General features: G+C 64.0%; 23 protein-coding genes. 8 read left to right on the top strand and 15 right to left on the bottom strand.

What is annotated here, in order from left to right; translation table 11 throughout:
* Positions 1–43: 43 nt before the first annotated feature.
* Complete coding sequence (locus U3648_RS12175; protein WP_420859503.1) at positions 44–1,204, bottom strand: M20 aminoacylase family protein; 1,161 nt, start codon at positions 1,202–1,204, stop codon at positions 44–46.
* A gap of 62 nt (positions 1,205–1,266) precedes the next feature.
* Between U3648_RS12175 and mazG the strand changes: the two genes are divergently transcribed.
* Both mazG and U3648_RS12165 read left to right on the top strand, forming a co-directional pair.
* Entirely contained in the window at positions 1,267–2,109 is an 843-nt protein-coding gene (gene mazG, locus U3648_RS12170; protein ID WP_420859502.1) for a nucleoside triphosphate pyrophosphohydrolase, read from the top strand.
* A gap of 68 nt (positions 2,110–2,177) precedes the next feature.
* Positions 2,178–3,182 (top strand): Fe(3+) ABC transporter substrate-binding protein, encoded by a 1,005-nt coding sequence (locus tag U3648_RS12165; RefSeq protein WP_420859501.1) that lies wholly within the window; start codon positions 2,178–2,180, stop codon positions 3,180–3,182.
* Between the two features lie 59 nt (positions 3,183–3,241).
* On the opposite strand, the gene U3648_RS12160 is transcribed toward U3648_RS12165, so the two are convergent.
* The 3 genes from U3648_RS12160 to U3648_RS12150 all read right to left on the bottom strand — a co-directional run bounded on the left by U3648_RS12160 (position 3,242) and on the right by U3648_RS12150 (position 6,817).
* Positions 3,242–4,783 carry a sensor domain-containing diguanylate cyclase gene (locus tag U3648_RS12160; RefSeq protein ID WP_420859500.1) on the bottom strand — a complete coding sequence of 514 codons (1,542 nt, stop codon included), beginning with the start codon at positions 4,781–4,783 and terminating at the stop codon, positions 3,242–3,244.
* A gap of 112 nt (positions 4,784–4,895) precedes the next feature.
* Positions 4,896–5,483 (bottom strand): DUF924 family protein, encoded by a 588-nt coding sequence (locus tag U3648_RS12155; protein ID WP_420859499.1) that lies wholly within the window; start codon positions 5,481–5,483, stop codon positions 4,896–4,898.
* Positions 5,484–5,548: 65 nt separating this feature from the next.
* Positions 5,549–6,817: an MFS transporter gene (locus tag U3648_RS12150; RefSeq protein ID WP_420859498.1), complete on the bottom strand. Its 1,269-nt coding sequence runs from the start codon at positions 6,815–6,817 to the stop codon at positions 5,549–5,551.
* A 232-nt stretch (positions 6,818–7,049) separates the two neighbouring features.
* Between U3648_RS12150 and U3648_RS12145 the strand changes: the two genes are divergently transcribed.
* The gene (locus tag U3648_RS12145) at positions 7,050–8,300 is read left to right on the top strand and encodes an aminotransferase class V-fold PLP-dependent enzyme (RefSeq protein WP_420859497.1); all 1,251 of its coding nucleotides are present in this window, start codon (positions 7,050–7,052) and stop codon (positions 8,298–8,300) included.
* A 23-nt stretch (positions 8,301–8,323) separates the two neighbouring features.
* Positions 8,324–10,741, top strand: a complete 2,418-nt coding sequence (locus tag U3648_RS12140) for a GcvT family protein (protein ID WP_420859496.1) — start codon at positions 8,324–8,326, stop codon at positions 10,739–10,741.
* A 5-nt stretch (positions 10,742–10,746) separates the two neighbouring features.
* Here U3648_RS12140 and U3648_RS12135 read toward each other — a convergent pair whose 3' ends face one another.
* Positions 10,747–11,640 carry a LysR substrate-binding domain-containing protein gene (locus U3648_RS12135; protein ID WP_420859495.1) on the bottom strand — a complete coding sequence of 298 codons (894 nt, stop codon included), beginning with the start codon at positions 11,638–11,640 and terminating at the stop codon, positions 10,747–10,749.
* 167 nt (positions 11,641–11,807) lie between these two features.
* Here U3648_RS12135 and U3648_RS12130 point away from each other — a divergent pair, with 167 nt between their 5' ends.
* Entirely contained in the window at positions 11,808–13,154 is a 1,347-nt protein-coding gene (locus U3648_RS12130; protein WP_420859494.1) for an MmgE/PrpD family protein, read from the top strand.
* 188 nt (positions 13,155–13,342) lie between these two features.
* On the opposite strand, the gene nusB is transcribed toward U3648_RS12130, so the two are convergent.
* From nusB to U3648_RS12110, 4 genes are all read right to left on the bottom strand, one after another.
* The gene (gene nusB / locus U3648_RS12125; RefSeq protein WP_129679793.1) at positions 13,343–13,801 is read right to left on the bottom strand and encodes a transcription antitermination factor NusB; all 459 of its coding nucleotides are present in this window, start codon (positions 13,799–13,801) and stop codon (positions 13,343–13,345) included.
* On the bottom strand, positions 13,798–14,337 hold the full coding sequence (locus U3648_RS12120; protein WP_420859493.1) for a 6,7-dimethyl-8-ribityllumazine synthase: 540 nt from the start codon (positions 14,335–14,337) through the stop codon (positions 13,798–13,800). The genes nusB and U3648_RS12120 overlap by 4 nt, the downstream gene beginning before the upstream one ends.
* Positions 14,338–14,341: 4 nt before the next feature.
* Positions 14,342–15,469: a 3,4-dihydroxy-2-butanone-4-phosphate synthase gene (gene ribB / locus U3648_RS12115; RefSeq protein WP_420859492.1), complete on the bottom strand. Its 1,128-nt coding sequence runs from the start codon at positions 15,467–15,469 to the stop codon at positions 14,342–14,344.
* 230 nt (positions 15,470–15,699) lie between these two features.
* The gene (locus U3648_RS12110) at positions 15,700–16,299 is read right to left on the bottom strand and encodes a riboflavin synthase (RefSeq protein WP_420859491.1); all 600 of its coding nucleotides are present in this window, start codon (positions 16,297–16,299) and stop codon (positions 15,700–15,702) included.
* Between the two features lie 225 nt (positions 16,300–16,524).
* Between U3648_RS12110 and U3648_RS12105 the strand changes: the two genes are divergently transcribed.
* The 3 genes from U3648_RS12105 (at position 16,525) to U3648_RS12095 (ending at position 21,048) form a co-directional block, all read left to right on the top strand.
* Positions 16,525–17,736 carry a capsule biosynthesis protein gene (locus U3648_RS12105; protein WP_420859490.1) on the top strand — a complete coding sequence of 404 codons (1,212 nt, stop codon included), beginning with the start codon at positions 16,525–16,527 and terminating at the stop codon, positions 17,734–17,736.
* 145 nt (positions 17,737–17,881) lie between these two features.
* Positions 17,882–19,012, top strand: coding sequence for a polysaccharide biosynthesis/export family protein (locus U3648_RS12100; protein ID WP_484510934.1), 1,131 nt, complete (start codon positions 17,882–17,884; stop codon positions 19,010–19,012).
* Entirely contained in the window at positions 19,009–21,048 is a 2,040-nt protein-coding gene (locus U3648_RS12095) for a capsular polysaccharide biosynthesis protein (protein ID WP_420859489.1), read from the top strand. The genes U3648_RS12100 and U3648_RS12095 overlap by 4 nt, the downstream gene beginning before the upstream one ends.
* 24 nt (positions 21,049–21,072) lie before the next feature.
* On the opposite strand, the gene ribD is transcribed toward U3648_RS12095, so the two are convergent.
* The 6 genes from ribD to U3648_RS12065 form a co-directional block, all read right to left on the bottom strand.
* Positions 21,073–22,161 (bottom strand): bifunctional diaminohydroxyphosphoribosylaminopyrimidine deaminase/5-amino-6-(5-phosphoribosylamino)uracil reductase RibD, encoded by a 1,089-nt coding sequence (gene ribD, locus U3648_RS12090; RefSeq protein WP_420859488.1) that lies wholly within the window; start codon positions 22,159–22,161, stop codon positions 21,073–21,075.
* Positions 22,158–22,625 (bottom strand): transcriptional regulator NrdR, encoded by a 468-nt coding sequence (gene nrdR / locus U3648_RS12085; RefSeq protein WP_420859487.1) that lies wholly within the window; start codon positions 22,623–22,625, stop codon positions 22,158–22,160. The genes ribD and nrdR overlap by 4 nt, the downstream gene beginning before the upstream one ends.
* 113 nt (positions 22,626–22,738) lie before the next feature.
* Positions 22,739–23,152 carry a secondary thiamine-phosphate synthase enzyme YjbQ gene (locus tag U3648_RS12080; RefSeq protein ID WP_420859486.1) on the bottom strand — a complete coding sequence of 138 codons (414 nt, stop codon included), beginning with the start codon at positions 23,150–23,152 and terminating at the stop codon, positions 22,739–22,741.
* A gap of 4 nt (positions 23,153–23,156) precedes the next feature.
* On the bottom strand, positions 23,157–23,423 hold the full coding sequence (locus tag U3648_RS12075) for an HlyU family transcriptional regulator (protein WP_420859485.1): 267 nt from the start codon (positions 23,421–23,423) through the stop codon (positions 23,157–23,159).
* Positions 23,424–23,455: 32 nt separating this feature from the next.
* Positions 23,456–23,839, bottom strand: a complete 384-nt coding sequence (locus tag U3648_RS12070) for a type II toxin-antitoxin system death-on-curing family toxin (RefSeq protein WP_420859484.1) — start codon at positions 23,837–23,839, stop codon at positions 23,456–23,458.
* Positions 23,836–24,255 carry a YegP family protein gene (locus tag U3648_RS12065; protein WP_420859483.1) on the bottom strand — a complete coding sequence of 140 codons (420 nt, stop codon included), beginning with the start codon at positions 24,253–24,255 and terminating at the stop codon, positions 23,836–23,838. The genes U3648_RS12070 and U3648_RS12065 overlap by 4 nt, the downstream gene beginning before the upstream one ends.
* Positions 24,256–24,259 lie beyond the last annotated feature (4 nt).

Genomic DNA, 24,259 nt, shown 5'->3' with positions numbered 1-24,259 from the left:
CCGGCTGAAATTTGATCAAATTTGCCGCAAGCGCGGGCAGAAATCAAGCGTGCAGCCGTTCGATCAACCGACAGAAGAAAGAGGCCCCGATCGGCGCGGCCTCGTCGTTGAAATCAAACTTCGGGTGGTGGCAGGACGGGCCGATCCCCTGCCCCAGAAACAGGAAACAGCCGGGCCGGGCGTTCAGCATATAGGAAAAATCCTCGGACCCCATTTCCGGGCCGTAGTCGTCATAGACCCGCTCCGGCCCGACGACCTCGGCCGCGATTTCCACGGCCTTGGCGGTCTGGGCGGCGTGGTTGACGGTGGGCGGATAGCTTTTGTCATAGTCCAGATCGACCGCGACCCCGTGGCTTTGCCCCACGCCCGTGCAGATCGCGCGAATCCGGTCCTCGGCCATCTGCCGCACCTCGGGGTCGAAACTGCGGACCGTGCCCATGACCTGCGCGGCTTCCGGGATCACGTTCATCGCCGACCCGCCGTGGATCTGGGTGACCGAGACCACCAGCGGGTCCAGCGGTTTGACCGACCGACTGACAATGGTCTGCAACTGGCCATACAGGGACACGGCGGCGGCCAGCGGATCGACGCATTCATGCGGATAGGCGGCGTGGCCGCCGACCCCGGTCAGCGTGATGACGAAATCATCGACCGCCGCCATGATCGGGCCGGGGCGGGTGCGCAGCTGCCCCAGTTCACCAAAGGGGTCGGTGTGGAGGGCATAGACCTCCTCGATGCCGAAACGGTCCATGATCCCCTCTTCCACCATGATCCGCCCGCCGCCGATGATCTCTTCGGCCGGTTGAAAGATCAGTGCCGCAGTGCCCCGGAAATTCCGGGTTTCCGACAGGTAACGGGCGGTGGCCAGAAGCATCGTCGTGTGCCCGTCGTGGCCGCAGGCGTGCATCCGTCCCGGCACGGTCGAGGCATGGTCGGCCCCGGTTTCTTCGTCCATGGGCAGGGCGTCCATGTCGGCGCGCAGCCCGGTGACGGGCCCCGGCCCCTTTGACCCGTGGATCAGGGCGACGATGCCGGTGCGGGCAATGCCCTCGTGCACCTCATCCACGCCGAACTCCCGCAGCTTCGCGGCAACGAACCCGGCGGTTTCGTGACAGTCCAGCGCCAGTTCGGGGTGCATGTGCAGGTGGCGGCGCCATGCGGTCAGGTCGGGCGCGTAATCGGCGATGCGGTTGATGATCGGCATGGGTGGACTCTTCCAGCGGGGACAATACCCTGCCATCTGACCCGGAAAGGACGGATTGCACAATGGATCAAAAGACATCGGACGCCATCGTTCATGACCCAGACGGCGGGATCGACCGGCTGGTCGAGATCATGCGGCGGCTGCGCGACCGGAACAGCGGCTGCCCCTGGGACATCGAACAGGATTTCGCCACCATCGCCCCCTATACGATCGAAGAGGCCTATGAGGTCGCCGATGCGATCGACCGGCAGGCCTGGGACGAGTTGAAGGGCGAACTGGGCGACCTGCTATTCCAGTCGGTGTTCCATGCCCAGATGGCCGAGGAGGCCGGGCTGTTCACCTTTCACGAGGTGGCGCAGGGTATGGCCGACAAGATGGTTGCCCGTCATCCGCATGTCTTTGGCGACGAAACCCGCGACAAGAGCGCGGACCAGCAGACCGCCGATTGGGAAAAGATCAAGGCCGCCGAACGCGCGGCCAAGGCCGAGGTGCGGGTGCTGGACGGGGTGGCGCTTGGCCTGCCGGCGCTGATGCGGGCGGTGAAGCTGCAAAAGCGGGCGGCGCGGGTCGGGTTCGACTGGCCTTCGACCGACGAGGTGATCGACAAGATCGTCGAGGAATCGCGCGAACTGGTCGAGGCGCGGGACGAATTGACCCAGGCCGAGATCGAGGAGGAGATGGGTGACCTTTTGTTCGTCATGGCCAATCTTGCCCGGCATCTGAAGGTCGATCCCGAGGTCGCTCTGCGCGCGGCCAACGCCAAATTCACGCGCCGGTTCAACAAGATAGAGGACGTTCTTGCGGCGCGAGGCAAGACCCCGGCCGAGAGCGATCTGGCCGAGATGGATGGGCTTTGGACCCGGATCAAACAGGCCGAGAAAGCTGGGCAAGATTATTCCGAGTAAAAAATTCAGGTATTGACCTGACCAAAAGACTCGGATTTATCGGAGCCATAGAAACAACGGAGCCCGAGATGAAAACTCGCACCCTTCTGGCAAGCCTTCTGGCCACTGCAACCGCCCTGCCCGCGCTGGCCGATGTGAACATCTATACCACCCGTCAACCCGAGCTGATCCAGCCGGTAATGGACGCCTTTACCGAGGAAACCGGCATCGCGGTGAACCTCGCCTTTGTCTCCGAAGGCATTGTGGAGCGACTGAAGGCCGAAGGGCGCCGGTCGCCCGCCGATCTGGTGATGACCGTCGATATCGCCAACCTGCAGCAGATCGTCGATGCGGGCGTGGTCCAGCCGGTCACCTCCGAGGCGCTGACCTCGGCCATCCCGGCGGACCTGCGCAGCCCCGATAACCTGTGGTTCGGTCTGACCACCCGCGCCCGGATCGTCTATGCCAGCCGCGACCGCGTGGCCGATGGCGAGGTGACCACCTATGAAGATCTGGCCAGCGACGCTTGGGAGGGCCGCATCTGCACCCGCTCCGGCCTGCATGATTACAACCTTGCCCTGATGTCGGCGATGATCGCCCACCACGGCGAGGACGGCGCCCGTGACTGGGCCGCCGGTGTCCGCGAAAACCTGGCCCGCAAGCCCGAAGGCAACGACCGCGCACAGGTCAAGGCGATCTGGGCGGGCGAATGCGACATCAGCCTTGGCAATACCTATTACATGGGCCTGATGCTGGGCGACGAGGAACAGAAGGCATGGGCCGACAGCGTGCGGATCATCTTTCCGACCTTCGAAAACGGCGGAACCCATGTGAACGTGTCGGGCGTTGCGATGACCGAGGCCGCGCCGAACCGGGACGAGGCGCTGCAACTGATGGAATTCCTTGTCTCGCCCAAGGCGCAGGCGATCTATGCCCAGCTGAACAACGAATATCCGGTCGTGCCGGGGGCCGAGGTGTCGGACCTTGTTGCGGACTGGGGCAGCTTTGTCGCCGATGACGTGAACCTGTCGGACGTGGCCAGCCATCGGCCCGCCGCGCTGCGGATCATGGAGGAGGTGAACTTCGACGGCTGATACCGCCCAACTGATCTTTGCCGGGCCGGTCCCCTTGGGGCCGGCCCTTCTTGTCGGTTCTATCTGGGTTTTGACTTGGCCGCCTTCTTGGCGGTGGCGGTGCGCACGCAGTTACGCCCGTCTTCCTTGGCCCGATAGAGCGCCTCGTCCGCACGTTTGAGAAGCGCCTGCGGCGTGTTCCCGCAATTGGGATAGGAAGACACCCCGGCCGAGATCGTGACCCGCGGCAGCGGCCCGTCGAGGTAGCGCACCTGCGTTGCGGCAATGGCGTCGCGCAGGGTTTCGGCAAGGTCCACCGTCTTTTCCAGGCTCGCCTCCGGCACCAGAACGGCGAATTCCTCGCCCCCGAAGCGGCAGGCGGTTTCCCCGTTATTCATCACCTCTTGCAACCGGGTGCCGATGGCCCGCAGCACCATGTCGCCCGCGTCATGCCCGTGGTTGTCATTGAAATTCTTGAACTTGTCGGCATCGAAAGAAATCAGGCCGAAGGTCCGCCCGCGCCGGTCGGACATGGAAATCTCGCGCCGGATCGCATCCATGAAGTAGCGCCGGTTATAGAGGCCGGTCAGCGGGTCGCGGATCGACTGGTCGTGCAGTTCGTCGCGCAGTTTCACGTTGGCGATGGCCATCGAGATATGTTCGCCGCAGCGCACCGCGAATTGGGCGCTGTCGCGCACATGGGCCGCCCCATCCGAGGCGTGATCGAACCGCATGTGCATCAGCCCCACGGTGTCGCCATGCGCCACGATCGGGACACAGATATATTCGTTGGTGTCGACGCCGTGATTATGCGCCTCGACGTGGTCGCAGACGAAACACAGCCCGTCTGCTTCGAATTCATAGGCGCGGCCCCGGCGCAACGCCCAGCAGCTATCGGCGGCGATGGACTGGTGCAGGTCGATGGTGTTCCAGTTGCAGACCCCGTCCAGCGCGTCGCGGCTGTTGGAGTAGATGTACAACTCGCCCTTGGACCCGGGCAGCAGCCGTTCCATGAACCGCGACACGATCATGTAAAGCTCGTTCAGGGATTTGCAGGATTGCAACCATTCATCCAGCTGGCCCAGCATCCGCGCCTCGTTCTGGCGGGCCCGTTCCGAGGCCAGAACCTCGCGCGCGCGCAGTTCGGCATCTTCTGCGTCCTGCTTCGCCTTGGCGATTTCGCGGGCGACGCGGCGCGCTTCGGTCACATCGGTGAAGGTCACGACATAGCCACCACCGCGCGCGGGGCGGCCATTGGTCAGGACAACCCGGCCCGATGGCAGGTGCCGGTCAAAGGAATAGGGTTGATGCGCCCTGATCTGCGCCTCGGACATGCGGCGGTCTTCCGCGCTCATCTCGCCACGGGCAAGGGCGCGTTCGCGAAATTCTTCCCGCTCGGACCCGATTTGAAGGTCGCCGCCGGTCAATTCTAGAACGTCGAAAATGCGGGTGTTGTGCAACTCGCAAATCCCGTCCTTGGACCAGACGAGGATACCCTGTTCCATGATGTTCATGATCTCGGTCGCAAGGTCCATCGCCCCATGCGCGCCCGCGCAGGGATCATCGTCGTCAGCCCAGCTCGAGGTGGTTTTCCCCGGCGGTGCGATCTTTTCATGTTTCACGAATACAGCTCCACTCCGACTGGCACACAGGTGCAATCCTGAAGCGGAACCCTTTTTCAGCGGTTAATGTCGGGCCGCGTCCCGCCGAAACCTAGGAACAATTTGACAGGCTTCAGGCCGCGGCTTCGCGGGCTTCTATCTCTTCTACGGTAGAGGCGTAGCCGCCGGCATCCAGATAGGCCTGTTCGGCCCCGGTCGTTGGCCGGCCGAGCGCGGCGTTGCGGTTCGGAAAGCGCCCGAACTTGCGGATCACCTCGCGGTGGGCCTTGGCATGCAGCAGGTTTCCCTGCCCGGTTTCTGTCATCCGCGTGCAGATCAGCCGCACGGCCCGGTCCTGATCGATCAGGTTTTCCGAATGCACCAGCGGCAGGTAGAAGAACGACCGTGCCGGTTCCTTGATCTTGAGATCCCAATCCCGCGTAATCGCGATTTTGGACGCCGCCCGCGCCGATTTATCCGAGGCGAAGGCCCGTCCCTGACCGCGGAACATGTTGCGCGGAAACTGGTCGGTCAGGATGATATAGGCCAGCGTTCCAGCGGGATACGTCAACCAAAGACCGCAGGCCCCTTCCATCGCTTCCAGCCATGTTTCCTGAAACTTCTCGCGGATTTCAGCGTCAAGATCTTCGCCGCCGCCATACCATCCCCGCGGCCCGACCTCGTCCAGCCAATAGCGCAGGATGTCTTCCGGGGTGATCACTGCTCTTCTCCTTGCCCGGTGGTATTGGGGAAAGTCCAACACACCGGCGGTCTTGACGCAAGGATTTATCCCCCCGCGCCTTCGGTTGCCTGTTCTTCCAGGTCAGTCTCGATATAGACTTCCTGGGCGAGTTCGGCGGCGACCGGGGTCGCCGAAGCGGTGATCGGGGCATAGGATACCATGTCCGACACGGCGGTCACGGTCCGGCGACGGGTCATCCGCCATGCGGCATAGATCGCCAGCCCGCACATCAGCGCGGCGACGTAGATCCAGAACCCTTTCGGGCCGACCCAATCCATGGCCCAACCCACGATCAACGGGCCAGCAATAGCACCCACCCCGTTGATAAATAGTAACCCGCCAGAGGCGGCGGCCATGTCTTCGTGTTCGAGGTAGTCGTTGGCATAGGCGATCAGCAGCGCGTAAAGCGGGTTCGACGTGCCTCCCATGATCGCGGCGCTGAACAGGATCACGATATAGCTGTCCAGAAAAATCGCCACGGCACCGCCCAGCCCGCCCACCGCGGCAAGCCCGAGAATCAGAAGCCGCCGGTCCATCCGGTCCGACAGCCAGCCGATGGGATACTGCAGGACAAGCGCGGCCACGTAAATCACCGACACCATGAGCGAGATCTGCCCGATCGACAGCCCAGCCCGCGCGCCATAGACCGCCGACATCCCGAATTGGGCGGCATAGACCCCGCCCAGAAGGAACATCCCCACGCAGGCCAGCGGCGAGGCGGCGATCAGGTCTTTCAGCGACATCCGCTTGGTCGTGTCGAAGGCCGGGGTTGGCTTGATCGACAGAAGGATCGGCGCAAAGGCCAGTGACACGAGGACCGAGGGCACGATGAACAGGATGAACCCGTTGATATCTCCAAGTGTCACAATGTATTGCGCGGCCACGATCCCGGCCATCTGCACGATCATGTAAAGTGACAGGGCCTTGCCCCGGTTTTCATTGGTGGCGGCGTTGTTCAGCCAGCTTTCCGCCGTGACATAGACCCCGCAGAAACAGAAACCAATCACCGCGCGCCCGATGATCCAGGCCCAGGGTTCGGTCAGGGCCGGGTAAAGGATCAGCACGGCCGAAATGGTGGACCCAAGCGCGGCGAAGACCCGCACGTGTCCGACGCGGCGGATCATCTGGGGCGCCATCCGCGACGACAGGAGGAACCCGCCGAAATAGGCGGACATGATCAGCGACATCGACAAGGTCGAAAACCCTTCGTATTCGCCCCGCACCCCCAGAAGCGTGCCCTGAAGCCCGTTGCCGATCATCAGCATGAACATGCCAAGGAAAAGCGCCCAAGACCCTGTAAAAACCTGAATCATTTCGCGTCGCTTTCCTTGCTGCCTGCGCCCTCATTGGGCCAATGCGTTTGCACCGGACCCGCCGGAAACGACATTTCATACCCGGTTCGGCCCTTTGTCCCCCACCCTGTCGGTCTTGCCTCTACCTGACAAGTCTGCCGCAAAATTTCCGCCCCCTGAGGTAGGAAAATATTTGAGTGACGACCGCGCCTGTGCACCATAGTCCTTTCACCTGAAATTCCGGAATATGCCCATGTTGAAATCCCCCGAACTTCTTGCGGCCGTGCGCGACCGTTTCGCCCATGTCGACAGTTGCCCCTTCGCGGGCGAACGTATCTTTTTCGAAAACGCGGGCGGGGCGCTGACCCTGAAATCGGTGGTCGACACCTCTGCCAGGTTCGCGGCGATCCCGGACAATCAGGGCCGCGACAACGTGGCGAGCCGGGCGCTGGTCGAGATCATCGCCAAGGCGCGGGCCGACATGGCCCTGCTGCTGAATGCACCGGGCGGGCAGATCGTGGTGGGCGAAAGCGGGACCGAGATGCTGTTTCGGATGATCCGCACCGCCTGCATGGGGGCCGCGCCGGGTGGCCGCGTGCTTGGGTCGACGCTGGAACATCCGGCATCGCGCAGCGCGGCGCAACATTGGGCGGACCGGTCGGGCCGCGCCCATGTGCTGGTGCCCCACGACGATGCAACGGGCGTGGTGACCGCCGCGGACTACCTGCCGGAAATCACCGCGGACACCCGCGTTGCCACGATCCTGCATACCTCGCCCGTGACGGGGATGGGGGTGGATGTGGCCGCAGTCGCCACCGCGATCCGCGAAAAATCGCCTGACTGCTTCATCATCGTCGATGGTATTCAGCATGCCGCCCATGGCCGGATCGACATCGCGTCCTACGGGATCGACGGCTATGCGATCTCTCCCTACAAGATGTTTTCGCGGCATGGCTACGGCGTGGCCTGGGTATCGGACCGTCTGGCCGCCCTGCCCCACGAATGCCTTGACGGCGGCCCGGCGCTGAACTGGGAATTCGGCACCCGCGACACGGGCGCTTATGCCACCCTGTCGGACGTGGTGGACTATCTGGACTGGCTGGGCGGCGAGGTGTCGGACGAGACCGACCGCCGCAAGCGGATCGAGGCCGCGGGCCGCGCCATCCACGCCCATGAACACGACCTGACCGAGGCGATTCTGCACGGCACCGGCAACCTGAAGGGGCTAGCCGAATTGCCGGGGCTGAACATCGTCGGCGGGGTCGACAACCCGGCGCGCGAAGGGCTGGTCTCGGTCTGGTCCGACACCGTCGCCTCGGCCGAGATTGTCGAGCGGCTGAACGCGGCGGGCATCCGCTGCCACATCCGCAAGGCGGACCATTATTCCGGCAATATCCTTGCGCCGCTCGGCCGGGCCGACTGCGTGCGGATTTCGCTGTGCCATTACAACACCGAGGGAGAGGTCGCCCGCCTGTTGGCGGTCATGGCCGAGATTACCTCCTGAGCAACCCTGAAAAGGAACACAAGATGAAGACCCATGCACAGGCAGTGGTGATCGGCGGCGGGCTGGTCGGCTGTTCGATCCTGTATCATCTGGCCAAGCTGGGCTGGTCGGATGTGGTGCTGCTTGAGCGGGACGAGCTGACCTCCGGCTCTACCTGGCATGCGGCGGCCAACATCCACGGCCTGCATGACAACACCAACATCAGCCGCATCCAGCACTACACGATGAACCTGTATAAGGAGCTGGAGGCAGAGACCGGTCAGGGCTGCGGCGTGTTTCAGCCGGGGTCGCTCTATCTCGCGCAGACCGAAGCACGGGAGCATCAGTTGCTGCTGCAAGAGGCCAAGGCCCGTTACTACGGCATGAATTTCCACAAGATCAGCCGGGACGAGGCCGAGCGCCTGCACCCGCTGGTGAACTTCGACGGCATACGCTGTATCATGTATGAACCCGATGGCGGCAACGTCGACCCCTCGGGCGTGACCATGGCCTATGCGGCAGGGGCGCGGGCGCGCGGGGCCGAGATTCACCGCTTTACCCCTGTCACCGCCACCGTTCAGCAACCCGATGGCAGCTGGATCGTCGAAACCCCCAAGGGCAACATCCAGACGGAGTGGGTCATCAACGCCGCCGGTCTTTGGGGCCGCGAGGTCGCCCGTCTGGCGGGGATCGAACTACCGCTGATGCCGACCGAGCACCAGTATTTCGTGACCGAAACCATCGAAGGTGTGGCCAATGCAGGCCGCCGCCTGCCCTCGGTCGCGGACCGGGACGGCGAGTACTACCTGCGTCAGGAAGGCAATGGCTTGCTGATCGGCGCCTATGAAAAGGACATGCGTTTCTGGGCCGAGGATGAAACCCCCGGCGGGTTCGGCCATGAGTTGTTCGCCGACGATCTTGACCGGATCATGGACAACGTCATGCGGGCGATGGACCGTGTCCCCGCCGCCGCCGAGGCCGGGATCAAGCGGGTTATCAACGGCCCGATGATCTGGTCACCGGACAGCAGCGCCCTGTTCGGCCCGGTGCCGGAACTGAAGGGATACTTCTGCTGCAACGGGATCATCCCCGGATTTTCGCAGTCGGGCGGCCTTGGCCAGATGACGGCCGAATGGATCGTTACCGGCGAGTCGAGCCTTGATATGTTCGGCTGGGACCTTGCCCGGTTCGGCACTTGGGCGGACAAGAAATTTACCAAGGCGCGAGTGCAGGACCAGTATGCCAACCGCTTTTCCATCCATTTCCCGAACGAGGAACGCAGCGCCGGCCGTCCGGCCCGCGTACGCCCCGCCTACGAGATGCAAAAGGGCATGGGCGCGGTCTTTGGCCTGAACTGCGGCTGGGAACACCCGCTGTGGTTTGCCGATGAGCCGGGCGTGAAAGAGACCAACGGCTTTACGCGCCAGAACTGGTGGAAACCGGTGGGCCGCGAGGTGCGGATGCTGCGGGATAGCGTCGGCGTCTTGGATATCTCGAACTTTGCCAATTACTTCATCAAGGGGCCGGGCGCCTTTGACTGGCTGGACCAGCTTCTGGCCAACAAGATCCCGACCGAGGTGGGCCGGTCCTGCCTTGCGCCACTGATCGGCGTGCGCGGCGGCGTGGCGGGCGACTTCACCGTCACCAAGCTGGCCGAGGATGAATACATGATGGTCGGCTCGGGCCTTGCCGAACGCTATCACCGCCGGTTCTTTGACATGGTCCCCCTGCCCGCAGGCACAACCTTTGAAAACAAGACCGACGTGATCTGCGGCTATAACGTGGCCGGGCCAAAGGCGCGCGACCTGCTGCAACGGCTGACCAACGCCGACCTGTCAAACGAGGCGTTCCGCTTCATGCGGTCGGCACGGATCACGGTCGCCGGGGTCGAGGTGGTGGCGCTGCGCGTGTCCTTCACCGGCGATCTGGGCTGGGAACTGCACTGTGCGCAGGAAGATCAGGTGACCCTTTACACCGCGCTGGTCGAGGCCGCCCGCGAATTGGGCGGCGGGCCTGTCGGCGGGCGTGCGCTTGCCTCCTTGCGGATTGAAAAGGGCTATGGGTCGTGGGGCCGCGAATACAGCCCCGAATACTGGCCGCAGGAGCTGGGGCTGGAGAGGCTGGTGAAGATGGACAAGGATTTCCTGAACAAAGCCGCCTATGCCGCGCTGATGGACCGCGCGCCGCGCGAACAGCTGCGCATTCTGGCGGTCGAGGCGAACCAGAACGCCGACGCCAGCGGTGGCGAACCGATCTTCCTGCCCGATGGCACCCCGGCGGGCAAGGTCAGTTCCGGCGCCTACGGATATCACGTGGACAAGTCGCTGGCGCTGGCGATGATCAAGGAAGGCGTGGCCAAACCGGGTGACGCGGTCGAGGTCTATATCCTTGGGCATCCGCACAAGGCGGTGATCCTGTCAGAACCGCCGTTCGACCCCTCGGGCGAGCGGCTGCGGGGATAGGAATATCAGGCCGCCACGCTGTAGCGGGCGGCCTGATCCACCAGCCATTTCTGAAATGTCTTCACGGCGGGTTTCGACCCGCCGTTTCGATTGGTCAGGTAATAGTTCCAAGGGCTTGGCACGGACACCGGGAAGGGTTCCACCAGAACCCCACGGTCCAGATAGGGCCGCGCCAGTGACCGCAGCATCGCCACGCAGCCGAGCCCGTTGGCGGCCAGTTCCAGCCCGATGTTGGACGAATTGCTTTTCAGCCCGCCTTCGACGCCCAATTCCTCCAGCCCCAGCGCCGTGGCGATGGGCTTCCAGCAATCCTGCCGGGCAAGGATGTGGATCAGCTGCGCCCTGTGCAGGTCCTTGGGGTGCGTCAGCGGCTTGCCATCAATCCGGTAGTCGGGCGCGCAGAGCACGCAAAGCCCGTCGGTGAACAGCTTCTGCTCGCCGGGCCGGGCGCTGTCGTCATGCTTGATGGCGATGGACAGGTCCGCGACCTCGTCCTCGACATCGCCCCAGATGGTGCCGTGCATGGTGATCGAATATTCCGGATGCCCGGCCATGAACCGTGCCACCTGCGGTGCCAGCCAGTTTTCGGCAAAGCTGATCGGGCTGGAGATCACCACCGATTTGTCATGGGTGCGGGAAATGATCGCCTCGGTCGCCTCTTCGATCTGGCGCAGGGCCTGCCGGACGCCGGGCAGATAGGCCTGCCCCAACCCGGTCAATTCAAGGCTGCGGGCGTGGCGGATGAAAAGGGGCCGGCCAAGGTATTCTTCAAGCGAGCGGACATGGTTGCTCACCGCCGCTTGCGTATAGTTCAACTCTTCCGCCGCAAGCGTGAAGGACAGGTGCCGGGCCGCCGCCTCGAACGAGCGGATATAGCTGAGGTGCGGACGATGTTTCACGCGGTCCCTTTCGGTGGTGCCCCTGCGGGCGACTCGTTGCGGTTCATACTGGCGTGGAATGGCGGCAAGAGAAACGAAAACAATGCCTCAGACCCCAAATTGTTTTCGTGAACCCGGACCGGCGCCAATCCTCAATAGCGCATCAGCGCCGGGGAGGAGAAAACGGGATGACGCGGGTTTTCGACGAGGTAGCAGCCCTCACCCTGACGCGCGGCGCCGGGGATTTCCCCGCCTCGGCCCTGTCGGCGGCGGCGCGGATGATGCTGGACACGATGGGCATCGCCATTGCCGCAGCCCCGATGGAGGCAGGCCGCATCGCCCGTGACAGCGCCTGCCTGATGTTCAATTCGGACGATCCTGACGCCCGCGCCCGGATGATGTTCGACGGGCGGAAGGCGGGCATCCCCGGCGCGGCCTTTGCCCTTGCCAGCCAGATCGACAATCTGGACGGTCACGATGGATACAACCCGACCAAGGGCCATATCGGCGTGGTGGTTCTGCCCACGCTGGCGACCCTGATGCAGGTCTGCCCCGACATGCCGGGGCCAGAGGCGCTGGCCACGGTCGCGGTTGGCTACGAGGTGGCGGGCCGCGCGGCGATGACCCTACATGCCACGGTCAGCGACTATCACACCTCTGGCGCGTGGAACGCGCTGGGGGTGGTGGCGATGGCAGCACGGATGCGGGGAATGGGCCGCAGGCGGTTCCGCGAGGCGCTGGGGATCGCCGAATACCACGGCCCCCGCAGCCAGATGATGCGCGAAATCGCCAATCCGACCATGCTGCACGACGGGTCGGGCTGGGGCGCGCTGGTCGGGCTGTCCTCGGTCATGATGGCCGAACGCGGGTTCACCGGGGCCCCGGCCATCACCATCGAGGCCGAGGAGGCCGCGCCGTTCTGGGAAGATCTGGGGCAGTTCTGGCAGGTCGAACATCAATATGTGAAGCCCTACCCGATCTGCCGCTGGGCGCATGGGTCAATCGACGCGGTCCGGTCGGTGGTTCTGGCGCATGGGCTGTCCGCGACGGATATCGCGCGGGTCGAGGTGCGCAGCTTTCATCAGGCGGCCTGCCTGTTCGACGGCGTGCCCGACACCACGTCAAAGGCGCAGTATTCGCTGCGTTTTGCAGTGGCGGCCTATCTGACCCACGGCACGATCCTTGTGGACCAGATCATCGGCGCGGGCCTGTCCGACCCGGCGGTCATCGCCATGATGGAGCGGATCACGGTGGCTGAGGACAAGCGCCATTCCGACCGCTTCCCGCTGGGTCGCTGGGCCGATGTGACGATTGTCACCTCGGACGGGCGGCGGCTGGACAGCGGCGACGTACACGCGCGGGGTGGGCCGGAAGCGCCGTTTTCGGATGGTGACGTGATCGCGAAATACCACAGCTTTGCCGACCCGGTGGTCGGCGCAGAGCGGGCGGGCCGGATCAGGGATGCGATATTGGGGCTGACGGAGGCGGGCAGCCGGTTGTCGGACCTTGCGCCGCTGATCTTCGAAGCACCTTAGGATGAGACAAAGCCCGCGCATTGCCTGCCCGTGGGGTGGCGATGCGCCGGATTTGCTGCGCGGTTTATCGTGCAATGTCAGGGCAAGGTCGGGTCTGCGGGCGTCGATCACCAAATCGCCAGCCCGCCGGGACGGGCAGGCGATGCGCGGGCGGCCTGCGGCCTTGTTCCCGCGCGGGGTCCGGTTGATCAGAACGCTTCGGGCCGGGCTTCGCGGGCCATGTGGTCCAGCACGGCGTTGACGAATTTCGGTTCCTTGCCGTCGGGAAAGAACGCCTCGGCCACCTGCACGAATTCGACGATCACCACCTTGGGCGGGGTCTTGGCCAGAGACAGCTCGCCCCCGGCGGCCCGGAACAGCGCCCGCAGGGTCGGGTCGATCCGTGCGATCGGCCATTTCGCCACCAGCGCCCGGTCGGTCATCTGGTCGATCTTGGCCTGTTCGTCCACCGCCTCGTCCACCAGCGCCCGGAACAGCTTGACGTCGCCCTCGGCCATTTCGTCGCCTTCATAGACGGCGCCGAACCGGTGCGTCTCGAACTCGGAACAGACCTGTTCCACCGTTTGGCCAGAGCTTTCCATCTGGAACAGCGCCTGCACGGCATAGAGCCGGGCGGCGGATTTCATCTGGCGGCTGTTGGTGGTCATGCGGTCGTCTTTCCTTCACCGGACCGGGCGAGCAGGATGTCCCCGGTAAAGCCGACCCCCTTGTCGGCGCGGCCCCACTTACGGCCCAGCGCGATCAGGTGCAAGGCCGCAGCGGCGGCGCCGCCGCCCTTGTTCTGGTCAGCCGGATCGGCGCGGACCTCGGCCTGTGTGCGGTTCTCGACCGTCAGGATGCCGTTGCCGATGGCCAGCCCCTGAAGGCCCAGCAACTGAATGGCGCGGCTGCTGTCGTTGCAGACGGTTTCGTAATGAGTGGTTTCGCCCCGGATCACGCAGCCCAGCGCGACGTAGCCATCAAAGTTGGACATCCGCTCGGCCATGCCGATGGCGGTCGGGATTTCCAGCGCGCCGGGCACCTCGGCGATCTCCCATGTGCCGCCTGCGGCTTCGATTTCTGCCGTGGCCCCGGCGATCAGGTTGTCGGCGATATCCTTGTAGTAGGGCGACACGACGATCAGCAACTTGACGGGCTTGTCAAACTCGGGGCGGGGAAGGATGTAGTGAGATGCGCCAGCCATGGGTTCAGCCCTTTGATAGGATCGGGCGGGTGCCCGTGATGTTCAGCCCGTAGGCGTCCAGACCCAGATAGCGGGTCTGCGGTGAATCGGTCAGCAGGATCAGGTCGCGCAGCCCCATGTCCGACAGGATCTGCGCCCCAAGGCCCGTCTGTTTGATGGTGCGGGGGCCATCGTCTTCATGCGCATAGAGCGATTTGCGCGGCTGCCGGAACAGGCAGACGACGCCGCGCCCTTCCTCGGCGATGATCTGCATGGCGCGGGCCAGTTCACCGGCCGGTTTCGGGCCAAGGCCCAGCACATCCTGCGCCTCGTGCAGGGCGTGGGTCCGGGTCAGAACCGGGTCGGGGGTGGTGATGTCACCCTTGACCAGCACCACGTGTTCCACCTCGTGCACCTGATCAGTGAAGATGCGCATGTCCCAGTCGCCGCCGAATTCCGAGGTGACATTGGACCGGCTGGTTTCCCGCACGAGGTAGTCGTTGCGGGACCGGTAGGTGATCAGGTCCGAGATCGTCCCGATCTTCAGCCCATGGGTGGCGGAATAATCCACAAGGTCGGGCAGCCGGGCCATTGTCCCGTCTTCCTTCATGATCTCGCAGATGACCGAGGCCGGGTAATGGCCGGCAAGCCGCGCCACGTCGCAGCCGGCTTCGGTATGGCCGGCACGCACCAGAACGCCGCCCCGCCGCGCCCGCAGCGGGAACACATGGCCCGGCGTGGCGATATCGGCGGAGGTGCATTGCGGGTTGATCGCTGTCGCCACGGTCAGCGCCCGGTCGGCGGCGGAAATGCCGGTGCTAACGCCCTCGCGGGCCTCGATCGAGACGGTGAAGGCGGTTTCGTGCCGCGAGGAATTGTTCACCGCCATCATCGGCAGGCGCAGCTGTTCGATCCGTTCGGCGGGCAGGGTCAGGCAGATCAGCCCGCGCCCGTGGGTCGCCATGAAGTTGATCGCCTTGGCGTCGGCATAGGCCGCGGGGATCACAAGATCGCCCTCGTTCTCGCGGTCCTCGTGATCGACAAGGATGAACATCCGGCCCTGTCGCGCCTCTTCGATGATTTCTTCGATCGGGGAAATGGCGGCGGCCAGATCGCGTTCTACCGGACCGGGGGCGTCGAAGGGATTGGTCATGGGCGTTCCTTTGGGCTGTCACGGGCAGATAACCCGGCACGGCCCTTTTTGAAAGAGGCCGCCGCCCCGCGCCCGCCGCTTTGAGACATGTTTTCCCGGATTGCCGTCACCTATGCGCGTGGTCTGCCCACGAATGGCAGGCACGCGCCCAACCGGGTGGGCGTGTGCCGGGCCGCAAGCGACCCGGCGGGGTGGTTCAGAGAAAAGGTCTGCGCTGGGTCCCCTAAATTCTAGCCTTCGAACTCCCGCAGCCGGGCGACGTAACGGGCCATCGTGTCGATCTCGATATTCACCCGGTCACCGACCTGCGCCGCGCCCCAGGTGGTCACCTCTTTGGTGTGGGGGATGATATTGACCCCGAAGGTCGTGCCCGAGACCTCGTTCACGGTCAGCGAGGTGCCATTCAGCGCGACCGACCCTTTCGGCGCAACGAAACGGGCCAACGCGGCGGGTGCGTCAAAGGTGAAGCGGGTGCTGTCCCCTTCGTCCTTCATCGCGGTGATGGTCGCCACCCCGTCCACATGACCCGACACGATATGGCCGCCCAATTCGTCCCCGACCTTCAGCGCCCGTTCAAGGTTCAGGACGGTCCCCACAGCCCAGTCGCCGATATTGGTCAGCGACACGGACTCCGCGCTGATCTCCACGTCGAACCAGTTTTTCGGCTCGGTTCCCGTGGCGATCACCGTCAGGCAGACCCCGTTGCAGGCGATCGAGGCGCCAAGGTCGATCCCCGCCACGTCATAGGCGGTGCCGATCCGCGCGCGCAGGTCGCCCCGCTGTTCGAGGTGCAGAACCTCCCCTTGATCGGTGATGATGCCGGTGAACATGCCTTAATCCTTCGTTCTTTCCCCTGACCTAGCCTGTCGCCAGATGCCAGACAAGCAGATGCGGCGGGGCCGCAGCCCCAAGGGTCTTAATTTTGCCTTAACGAAACGCTATGACAGGCGGAACAAGGGTATGAGGGAAAACGGGTTTTGACAGGTTCCCCTTCAGACAGGCGATTTCTGTTCCTGCAAGGACCGCACGGGCCCTTCTTCCATCGGCTTGCCAAGATGCTGCGGGCCGCGGGCGCGCAGGTTTGGCGCGTCGGGTTCAACGCGGGCGACCGGGCCTTCTGGTTCGGCGGTCCGGGCTATATCCCCTTTCGCGGCACGCCCGAAGACTGGCCCGAGGCCTTTCGCCAGATCGTGGCCGACCACGGCATCACCGACATCGCCCTGTATGGCGACACCCGCCCGATCCACGCGCAGGCGGTCGAGATCGCGAAAGCCGCCGGGCTGACGGTCCATGTCTTCGAAGAAGGTTACATGCGGCCCTATTGGGTGACCTATGAGAGAGGCGGGTCGAACGGCCATTCCCGGTTGATGGACTTCAGCATCGCCGACATGCGCGACCGGCTACGGGTCAGCCAAATGGACCTGCCGGAACCGCCCGCCCATTGGGGGGACATGCGCCACCATGTGTTCTATGGCGCGCTGTATCACTGGTTCGTGCTGTTCCGGAATGGCGACTATCGTAACTTCCGCCCACACCGGGAACTGCCGGTCCTGACCGAAGCCTGGCTCTATACCCGCCGCCTGTTCCTGATGCCGCTGATCGCGCTGGACCGGCGGATTGCAACGGCGCGGGTCCGGTTTGGCGGCTTTCCCTATCACCTTGCGCTGCTGCAACTGGAACATGACGCGAGTTTCCGGGAACATTCCCCCTTTACCCGGATGGAAGAGTTCCTGACGCTGCTGATCGACGGCTTTGCCGAGGGCGCGCCGCGCCATCATCACCTTGTTTTCAAGGCGCATCCGCTGGAAAACGGCCGGTCGCCGATGAAGGCGATCATCCGGCGTGAAGCGGCCCGGCGCGGGGTCGGAGCCCGGGTGCATTACATCCGCGGGGGCAAGCTTGCCCGGCTTTTGGACAACGCCCGCACCGCCGTGACAGTCAATTCCACTGCCGCGCAGCAGGTGCTGTGGCGGGGCATCCCGCTCAAGGCCTTTGGCCGGGCGGTCTATGACAAGCCGGAGTTCGTTTCGACCTTGCCGCTGGCGGAATTCTTTGCCCACCCCGGACGCCCCGATGCGCTGGCCTATCGCGACTATCGGCGGTTCCTACTGGAAACCAGCCAGGTGCCCGGCGGCTTCTATTCGGCGCGTGGACGCCGGCAACTGCTGCGGCAGGTCGTCGACATGATGCTCGACGAAGACGACCCCTATGACGCGCTGACAACCGGGAAATCCCCGCCGCGTCAGACACTTCGCGTGGTCAAGTAGGCTGACAGACAGCGCGGCGGCACGGCAACAGTTGTGTGTGCAACTGGTGCCCACACCAGACCTATGGCTAGCAATAGTCTCCCGATTGCGATACTTTAGCGTCAAAACTTGAGGCAGAAAAATAACAGGTCGAGGAGACCGAGCAGTGACTTCCATCCGTTTGCGCCTTGCACGGGGCGCGGCCATCGTTGCCGCCTGCACCCTTGTCATGTCTTGCGGGCTGCCCAGATCGGGGCCCAACAAGAACGAGATTTTCGCGGGTTCCGTCCTGCGTGAAGGCGATGCCTTTGTCCTTGCTGTTGACGACCGGGTGAACCGGATCGCCTCTGTCACGCCTGCGCTTGGTTTTTCCGAGGGCTTCCTGAATGCGTCTCTTGTCGGGTCCGATACGATCCGCCCCGGTGATGTTCTGGGCCTGACCATCTGGGAAAACGTGGATGACGGGCTTCTGGTGCCCGCGGGCCAGCCCGCGACGGTGCTGGAAGAAGTGCAGGTGGATGGTGCCGGGTTCATTTTTGTTCCCTACGCGGGCCGAATCCGCGCCGCAGGCAACACGCCCGAGGCGATCCGCCGGATCATTACCGAGAAACTGGGCGAACAGACCCCCGACCCGCAGGTGCAGGTCCGCCGCCTTGCCGGCGATGGTGGTACCGTGTCCGTCGTGGGGGGCGTCGCAAGTCAGGGCGTCTATGCCATCGAACGGCCGACCCGGACCCTGTCGTCCATGCTGGCCCGCGCGGGCGGCATCGCGATCCGCCCCGAGATTGCGCAGGTCCGCGTGGTGCGCGGCGACCATACCGGATCGGTCTGGTTCGAAGACCTGTACAACCACCCCGCCCATGACATCGCCCTGCGCCCCGGCGACCGGATCATCGTCGAGGAAGACACCCGCAGCTTTACCGCCCTCGGCGCCACCGGGTCGCAAAGCCGCCTGACCTTTGAAAGCCAGTCGATTTCGGCGATCGAGGCGATTGCCCAGGTCGGTGGCCTGTCGTCCAACGTGGCCGACCCGACCGGCGTCTTCGTGTTCCGCAACGAACCCGAGGAGATCGCCCAGCAACTGGTCGGAGACCCGACCCTGATCGGCACCCAGCGGATGATCTACGTCCTTGATCTGACCCAGCCCAACGGCATGTTCATGGCCCGCGATTTCGCAATCCGCGACGGCGACACTGTCTATGTGACCGAGGCCCCGTTCGTCCAGTTCAACAAGACGATCGCCGCCATCTTCGGGTCGCTGCAACAGGTGGATGCTGCCGCAAATCTTGGCCAGTGACACAGCGGTCAAACCCGGAAACGCCCGCCGCGGGGGACACCTCGCGGCGGCTTTTCGTCTATAACGGTGGGTTCCTGACGCAGGGCACCGTGCGCCGGATACTGGAATTGTCGGGCTATGACATCCGGATCGGTAAGCCGGGGGCCGAGGGGGACATGATTGGCGTCTGGGGCCAAAGCCCGACCAGCCCACGCGGTGAAAAGGTGGCCGATTGGACCGGCGCACCGGTGCTGCGGGTCGAAGATGCCTTTCTGCGGTCGGTCCTGCCGGGGCGCGATGGGGAACCGCCCCTTGGCCTGTGCCTCGACCGGTCCGGCGTGCATTTCGACCCCGCGCAACCCTCTGATCTGGAACGGATTCTAACCGACGACCCGCTGGACGACACGGCGATCCTGAACCGCGCCCGCGCGGCGATAGAGCGGCTGAAATCCGGGCATCTGTCGAAATACAACGCCTTCGACCCCGCCCTGCCCGCGCCCGACCCTGGCTATGTCCTTGTAATCGACCAGACCCGTGGCGATGCCTCGATCAAGGCGAGCCGGGCGGATCGCAACACCTTCCGCGAGATGCTGTTTCTGGCCCGCGACGAAAACCCCGGCGCCCGCATCCTGATCCGATCACACCCGGAAAGTGACGCGGGCCACCGGCAGGGCTATTTCACCACGGACGACTGCGACGACAACACCGCGATCATCGACGCCGCCCTGTCCCCCTGGTGCCTGCTGGAGGGGGCCGTGGCGGTCTATACCGTGTCCTCGCAACTGGGGTTCGAGGCGATCCTTGCGGGCCACAAGCCGGTCGTCATGGGCCAGCCGTTCTATGCCGGCTGGGGCCTGACGGACGACCGGATGCCGCTGGACCGGCGGCAGCGGCGGCTGACCCGGGCGCAGCTGTTCGCGGGCGCGATGATCCTCTACCCGACTTGGTACGATCCCTACCGCGACCGGCTGTGCACGCTGGAAGAGGCGATCACCACGCTCGAGGCGCTGACCCGCGGCTGGCGCGAGGACCATCACGGCTGGGTCGCGTCCGGGATGCGGCTGTGGAAGCGCGGGCCGTTACAGCGCGCCTTTGGGCGGCACCGCAAGATGGTGTTCGAGGATGCGCCCGACCGGGCCACGGCGCGGGCCGAAATGGACGGGCGGCGGCAGATGGTCTGGGCCGGGAAATCCGCCCCCTACCCCGCCGCGGTCCGGGTCGAGGACGGGTTCCTGCGGTCGCGGGGATTGGGCGCCGATCTGATCCCGCCGCTCAGCCTCGTTTGCGACGATCTGGGTATCTACTATGACCCGACGCGGGAAAGCCGGCTGGACCGGCTGATCGAGGCGGCAGAGGGGCTGCCCGGTGACGCACGGGCGCGGGCCGAACGCCTGATCCGCCGGATCGCGAAATCCGGTGTCACCAAATACAATCTGGGCGGCGCGGCCCTGCCCCCCGGCCTGCCCGCCGGGCGGCGGATCCTCGTGCCGGGACAGGTGGAAGACGACGCCTCTATCCAGCTTGGCGCGGGTGAGGTGGCGACAAATCAGGCCCTGCTCGAGGCCGCGCGTCGGGCCAATCCGGCGGCGGTGATCCTGTATAAACCGCACCCGGACGTCGAGGCCGGGTTGCGAGAGGGTGCAGTCGCAGGGGCCGAAGCGCTGGCCGATGCGGTGCTGACCCGGACAGATCCGGTCGCGGCGATAGATGCGGTCGACGAGGTCTGGACCATCACTTCGACCCTCGGGTTCGAGGCGCTGTTGCGGGGCAAGCGGGTGACATGCCTTGGGCGGCCGTTTTATGCCGGATGGGGGCTGACCGAAGACCGGGCGAAGCCGGTGCCGCACCGGCAGGCGCGGCCCGATCTTGTGGCGCTCGCCCATGCCGTTCTGATCGACTACCCGCGCTATTTCGACCCGCTGACCGGGCTGCCCTGCCCGGTAGAAGTGGCGCTGGACCGGCTGGAATTGGGTGCGATCCCCGCGCCGGGGCGGATCAATCGTATTGTCGCAAAACTGCAAGGCGCCTTTGCCACATACGCGCATTTATGGCGGTAGTCGGGACCGCAATATTCGAAAAGGTCAAGTCCGGCGCCAGACCGTCAGCACGTCCTGCGCGACGTTCCGGGTCTCGGACAGGGTGAATCGCGGCGCCTCGGATAGGGTTGCGATGCCCATTGCGGCCAGTCCCGGCGTGCCCTCGGCGCCGATGGCCACGCCGCCGCCAAAGACCACCAGTTCGTCCACCAGATCGGCCGACAAAAGCGAGGCGGCCAGCGTCCCGCCGCCTTCGCAGAAGACCCGCGTGATCCCCTCGCCCGCCAACGCCGACAGGGCCGCGCCCGCGTCCACCTGACCACCCTCGACCGGCACCGGAAGCAGAACCGCGCCCAGATCGTGCCAAGGACCGACTTCGGCATCCGGGCCGTGGCACAGGAACAGCGGCACCTCGTGCGCGGTCCGGGCCAGCGCCCCGTCGCGCGGCAGGTCCAGCCTGCGCGACACCACGACCCGCGCCGGTTGCCGAGTGATCCCGATTCCACGCACGGTCAGCGCCGGGTCGTCCGCCCGCGCGGTGCCCGCGCCGACCATGACCGCATCATGCCGCGCCCGCATGGCATGGACCATGCGCCGGGCCTCGGGTCCGGTGATCCACTGGCTGTCGCCGCTGCCCGTGGCGATCCGCCCGTCGATGGACAGGGCCAGTTTCAGGGTGACGAAGGGGCGGGTTTCAGTGATCCGCAGGAAAAACCCGGCATGGTCGCGGTCAGCTTCGGCCTGCAGAACGCCTTCGACCACCTCGATCCCCGCGTCGCGAAGGCGGGCAATGCCCCGGCCCGCGACGCGCGGGTCCGGATCGCCGGTGGCGACGACCACGCGCGCGACACCCGCCGCGATCAGCGCATCGGCGCAGGGGGGGGATTTTCCGTAATGAGCGCAGGGTTCCAGAGTGACATAGGCGGTGGCACCGCGCGCCGCATCCCCGGCCTGCGCCAGGGCCCGCGGTTCCGCATGGGGCCGACCGCCATCGGCGGTCCAGCCGCGCCCGACGATCCGCCCACCGCGGACGATGACGCATCCCACCGCCGGATTGGGCCAGACCCGGCCCTGCCCGCGCCGGCCAAGGGCCAGCGCAAGCGCCATGAACCGCCTGTCAGCGGCGGGGGTCACCCTTCCGGCTTGGGATCGGGCCGCAGTTCGTCGATGAACTTGTCAAAGTCGTCGGCGGCCTGGAAGTTCTTGTAAACGCTGGCAAACCGGACATAGGCCACGGTGTCGATCCGGGCGAGGCTTTCCATCACGATCTCGCCGATGGTCGAGGACGCGATGTCGGTTTCGCCCATGCTTTCCAGCCTGCGCACAATGCCGGAAATCATCTGGTCCATCCGCTCTGGTTCGACCGGGCGTTTCTGAAGCGCGATGCGGATCGACCGTTCCAGCTTGTCGCGGTCGAAATCCTCGCGCCGGCCGTTCGATTTGATCACCACGAGGTCGCGCAGCTGCACCCGCTCATAGGTGGTGAAACGTCCGCCACAGGCCGGACAAAACCGCCGCCTGCGAATGGCGACATGGTCTTCGGCGGGGCGTGAATCCTTCACTTGTGTATCGACGTTTCCACAAAACGGGCAACGCATGGTCCTGTCCTCATCTACTGCCGTCTGGGTATTTTGTCCCAGTTATCCACAGCCACTATAGGGGGCTTGGCAGGATTTGGGTAGCCCGAATTGTCACCCACCAGATCGTGGGGCTATCGGTCGCGCATCAGATGGGCAGCGATGGTGCGCTGATGGGGCCGGTCCCGATGTTCGAAAAGGTAAATTCCTTGCCATGTTCCCAGAGCCATTCGCCCATTTTCGACAGGAATCGACAAGCTGACCGGCAGCATCGCTGCCTTTATATGGGCCGGCATATCGTCCGGCCCCTCGTAGGTATGGGTCAGATAGGCCATGGATGGGTCACTCGTGGGCGGCACCAGCCTGTGAAAAAACGCGGCCAGGTCGGTCTGCACCTCGGGGTCGGCGTTTTCCTGGATCAGGAGCGAACAGGAGGTGTGACGGACAAACAGCGTGAGGAGGCCAGAGCCCGTCACCCAATCCGCCACCTGATCGGTGAATTCATAGAGCCCCTGCCCAGAGGTGCGGATGGTGAAGGCCCCATGCATCCGGTCAGCCGAAAATCCGGTCGCCCATCTGGTCGATGAAGAATTTCGCCTTGTCCACGGTTGCGCCCAATGCCTCTTCCAACGAAGGGACCGTATCGGCGCGAACCATCTGATGGGTCTTGGTCTCGTCCCCGAAGTCCTTCTCGATGCGGGCGGAAATGCGATAGCCCCCCGCCTCTTTCACCGGGTCAGCGAAGATGCGGAAATCCTTGTAGACGACGGGCTCTGGCGCTGGTTTGCCGCCACCGAAAAGCTTGGAGAAAATGTTCATGAAGACGCTCCGCATACGATTAAGACAAATGGTTATCGGTTTGCACGCACCAATCTGCATTCGAACCATTCACACAGTCCTTTGAACTCCAATCTTTTCGCTGCAACATCTACAACTATGTCATCCAGTCGTTCGCCGGGCATCAAGTTTAGCTCGTATCCTGATCGACGAATAAGAAGCAGCGTAAGTTGCAGTGCAGTACGTTTATTTGCGTCCGCAAAAGGATGATTTGCGATAACAGCGTGCATTAGAGCCGCCGATTTTTCATGTATGAAACGGAAATATCCATTATATGGACGCGAAATGGCCGAATGCAGCCCATTTTCGTTTATTATCCCAGCTCGCCCACCGAAAAGCAACGCGTATTGATGTGCAGCAATAGCATCGCTAAACTTTATCCGGTAATGAGCTGTCAACGATCAACGAGCCGCCTTAACTCGTCTCGATAATCCTCTGAAATCTTCTCAATTGTGCGTCTAGATACTTTTGAAGCCCCAGTCATAGAGGCATCGATAATTTCCGCGGATCGTGCGCTCTTCTTTACCGATTCAATACCGTTGTCGCGGCTTGAGGTTGAAGTATAGCTTTCGCTGTGGCTGATAACCTGTCCGTTTGACGCCTTTAGATTGAACATGTGGCTACCGGACTTGGTTTCCTTTCGCTCGAATTGGGCGTCTATGGCTGCGTTTTTCTTCACCGACGCGATACCGTTGATGGCGCTGGCCCTTTGTTTGTAGCCCTCACTAACTAGTAATATTTCGCCGTTGCTTGCCTTCAGTCGAAATCGAAACTCCCCAGCCGCATCTCTATAAAGCTCAAATTTTCCGGTCATTTCG

Source organism: Marivivens marinus, assembly GCF_035969385.1.
Taxonomy (GTDB): Bacteria; Pseudomonadota; Alphaproteobacteria; order Rhodobacterales; family Rhodobacteraceae; genus SELP01.
Note: the sequence above shows the minus strand (reverse complement) of the source record. Positions and strands in the feature narration are given on the sequence as shown.

What these genes read in the sequence shown, in the direction of transcription:
- U3648_RS12175 (WP_420859503.1), bottom strand. Translation starts at nt 1,204, where the DNA reads ATGCCGATCATCAACCGCATCGCCGATTACGCGCCCGACCTGACCGCA.
- mazG (WP_420859502.1), top strand. Translation starts at nt 1,267, where the DNA reads ATGGATCAAAAGACATCGGACGCCATCGTTCATGACCCAGACGGCGGG.
- U3648_RS12165 (WP_420859501.1), top strand. Translation starts at nt 2,178, where the DNA reads ATGAAAACTCGCACCCTTCTGGCAAGCCTTCTGGCCACTGCAACCGCC.
- U3648_RS12150 (WP_420859498.1), bottom strand. Translation starts at nt 6,817, where the DNA reads ATGATTCAGGTTTTTACAGGGTCTTGGGCGCTTTTCCTTGGCATGTTC.
- U3648_RS12145 (WP_420859497.1), top strand. Translation starts at nt 7,050, where the DNA reads ATGTTGAAATCCCCCGAACTTCTTGCGGCCGTGCGCGACCGTTTCGCC.
- U3648_RS12140 (WP_420859496.1), top strand. Translation starts at nt 8,324, where the DNA reads ATGAAGACCCATGCACAGGCAGTGGTGATCGGCGGCGGGCTGGTCGGC.
- U3648_RS12130 (WP_420859494.1), top strand. Translation starts at nt 11,808, where the DNA reads ATGACGCGGGTTTTCGACGAGGTAGCAGCCCTCACCCTGACGCGCGGC.
- nusB (WP_129679793.1), bottom strand. Translation starts at nt 13,801, where the DNA reads ATGACCACCAACAGCCGCCAGATGAAATCCGCCGCCCGGCTCTATGCC.
- U3648_RS12120 (WP_420859493.1), bottom strand. Translation starts at nt 14,337, where the DNA reads ATGGCTGGCGCATCTCACTACATCCTTCCCCGCCCCGAGTTTGACAAG.
- ribB (WP_420859492.1), bottom strand. Translation starts at nt 15,469, where the DNA reads ATGACCAATCCCTTCGACGCCCCCGGTCCGGTAGAACGCGATCTGGCC.
- U3648_RS12110 (WP_420859491.1), bottom strand. Translation starts at nt 16,299, where the DNA reads ATGTTCACCGGCATCATCACCGATCAAGGGGAGGTTCTGCACCTCGAA.
- U3648_RS12105 (WP_420859490.1), top strand. Translation starts at nt 16,525, where the DNA reads ATGCTGCGGGCCGCGGGCGCGCAGGTTTGGCGCGTCGGGTTCAACGCG.
- nrdR (WP_420859487.1), bottom strand. Translation starts at nt 22,625, where the DNA reads ATGCGTTGCCCGTTTTGTGGAAACGTCGATACACAAGTGAAGGATTCA.
- U3648_RS12080 (WP_420859486.1), bottom strand. Translation starts at nt 23,152, where the DNA reads ATGCATGGGGCCTTCACCATCCGCACCTCTGGGCAGGGGCTCTATGAA.
- U3648_RS12075 (WP_420859485.1), bottom strand. Translation starts at nt 23,423, where the DNA reads ATGAACATTTTCTCCAAGCTTTTCGGTGGCGGCAAACCAGCGCCAGAG.
- U3648_RS12065 (WP_420859483.1), bottom strand. Translation starts at nt 24,255, where the DNA reads ATGACCGGAAAATTTGAGCTTTATAGAGATGCGGCTGGGGAGTTTCGA.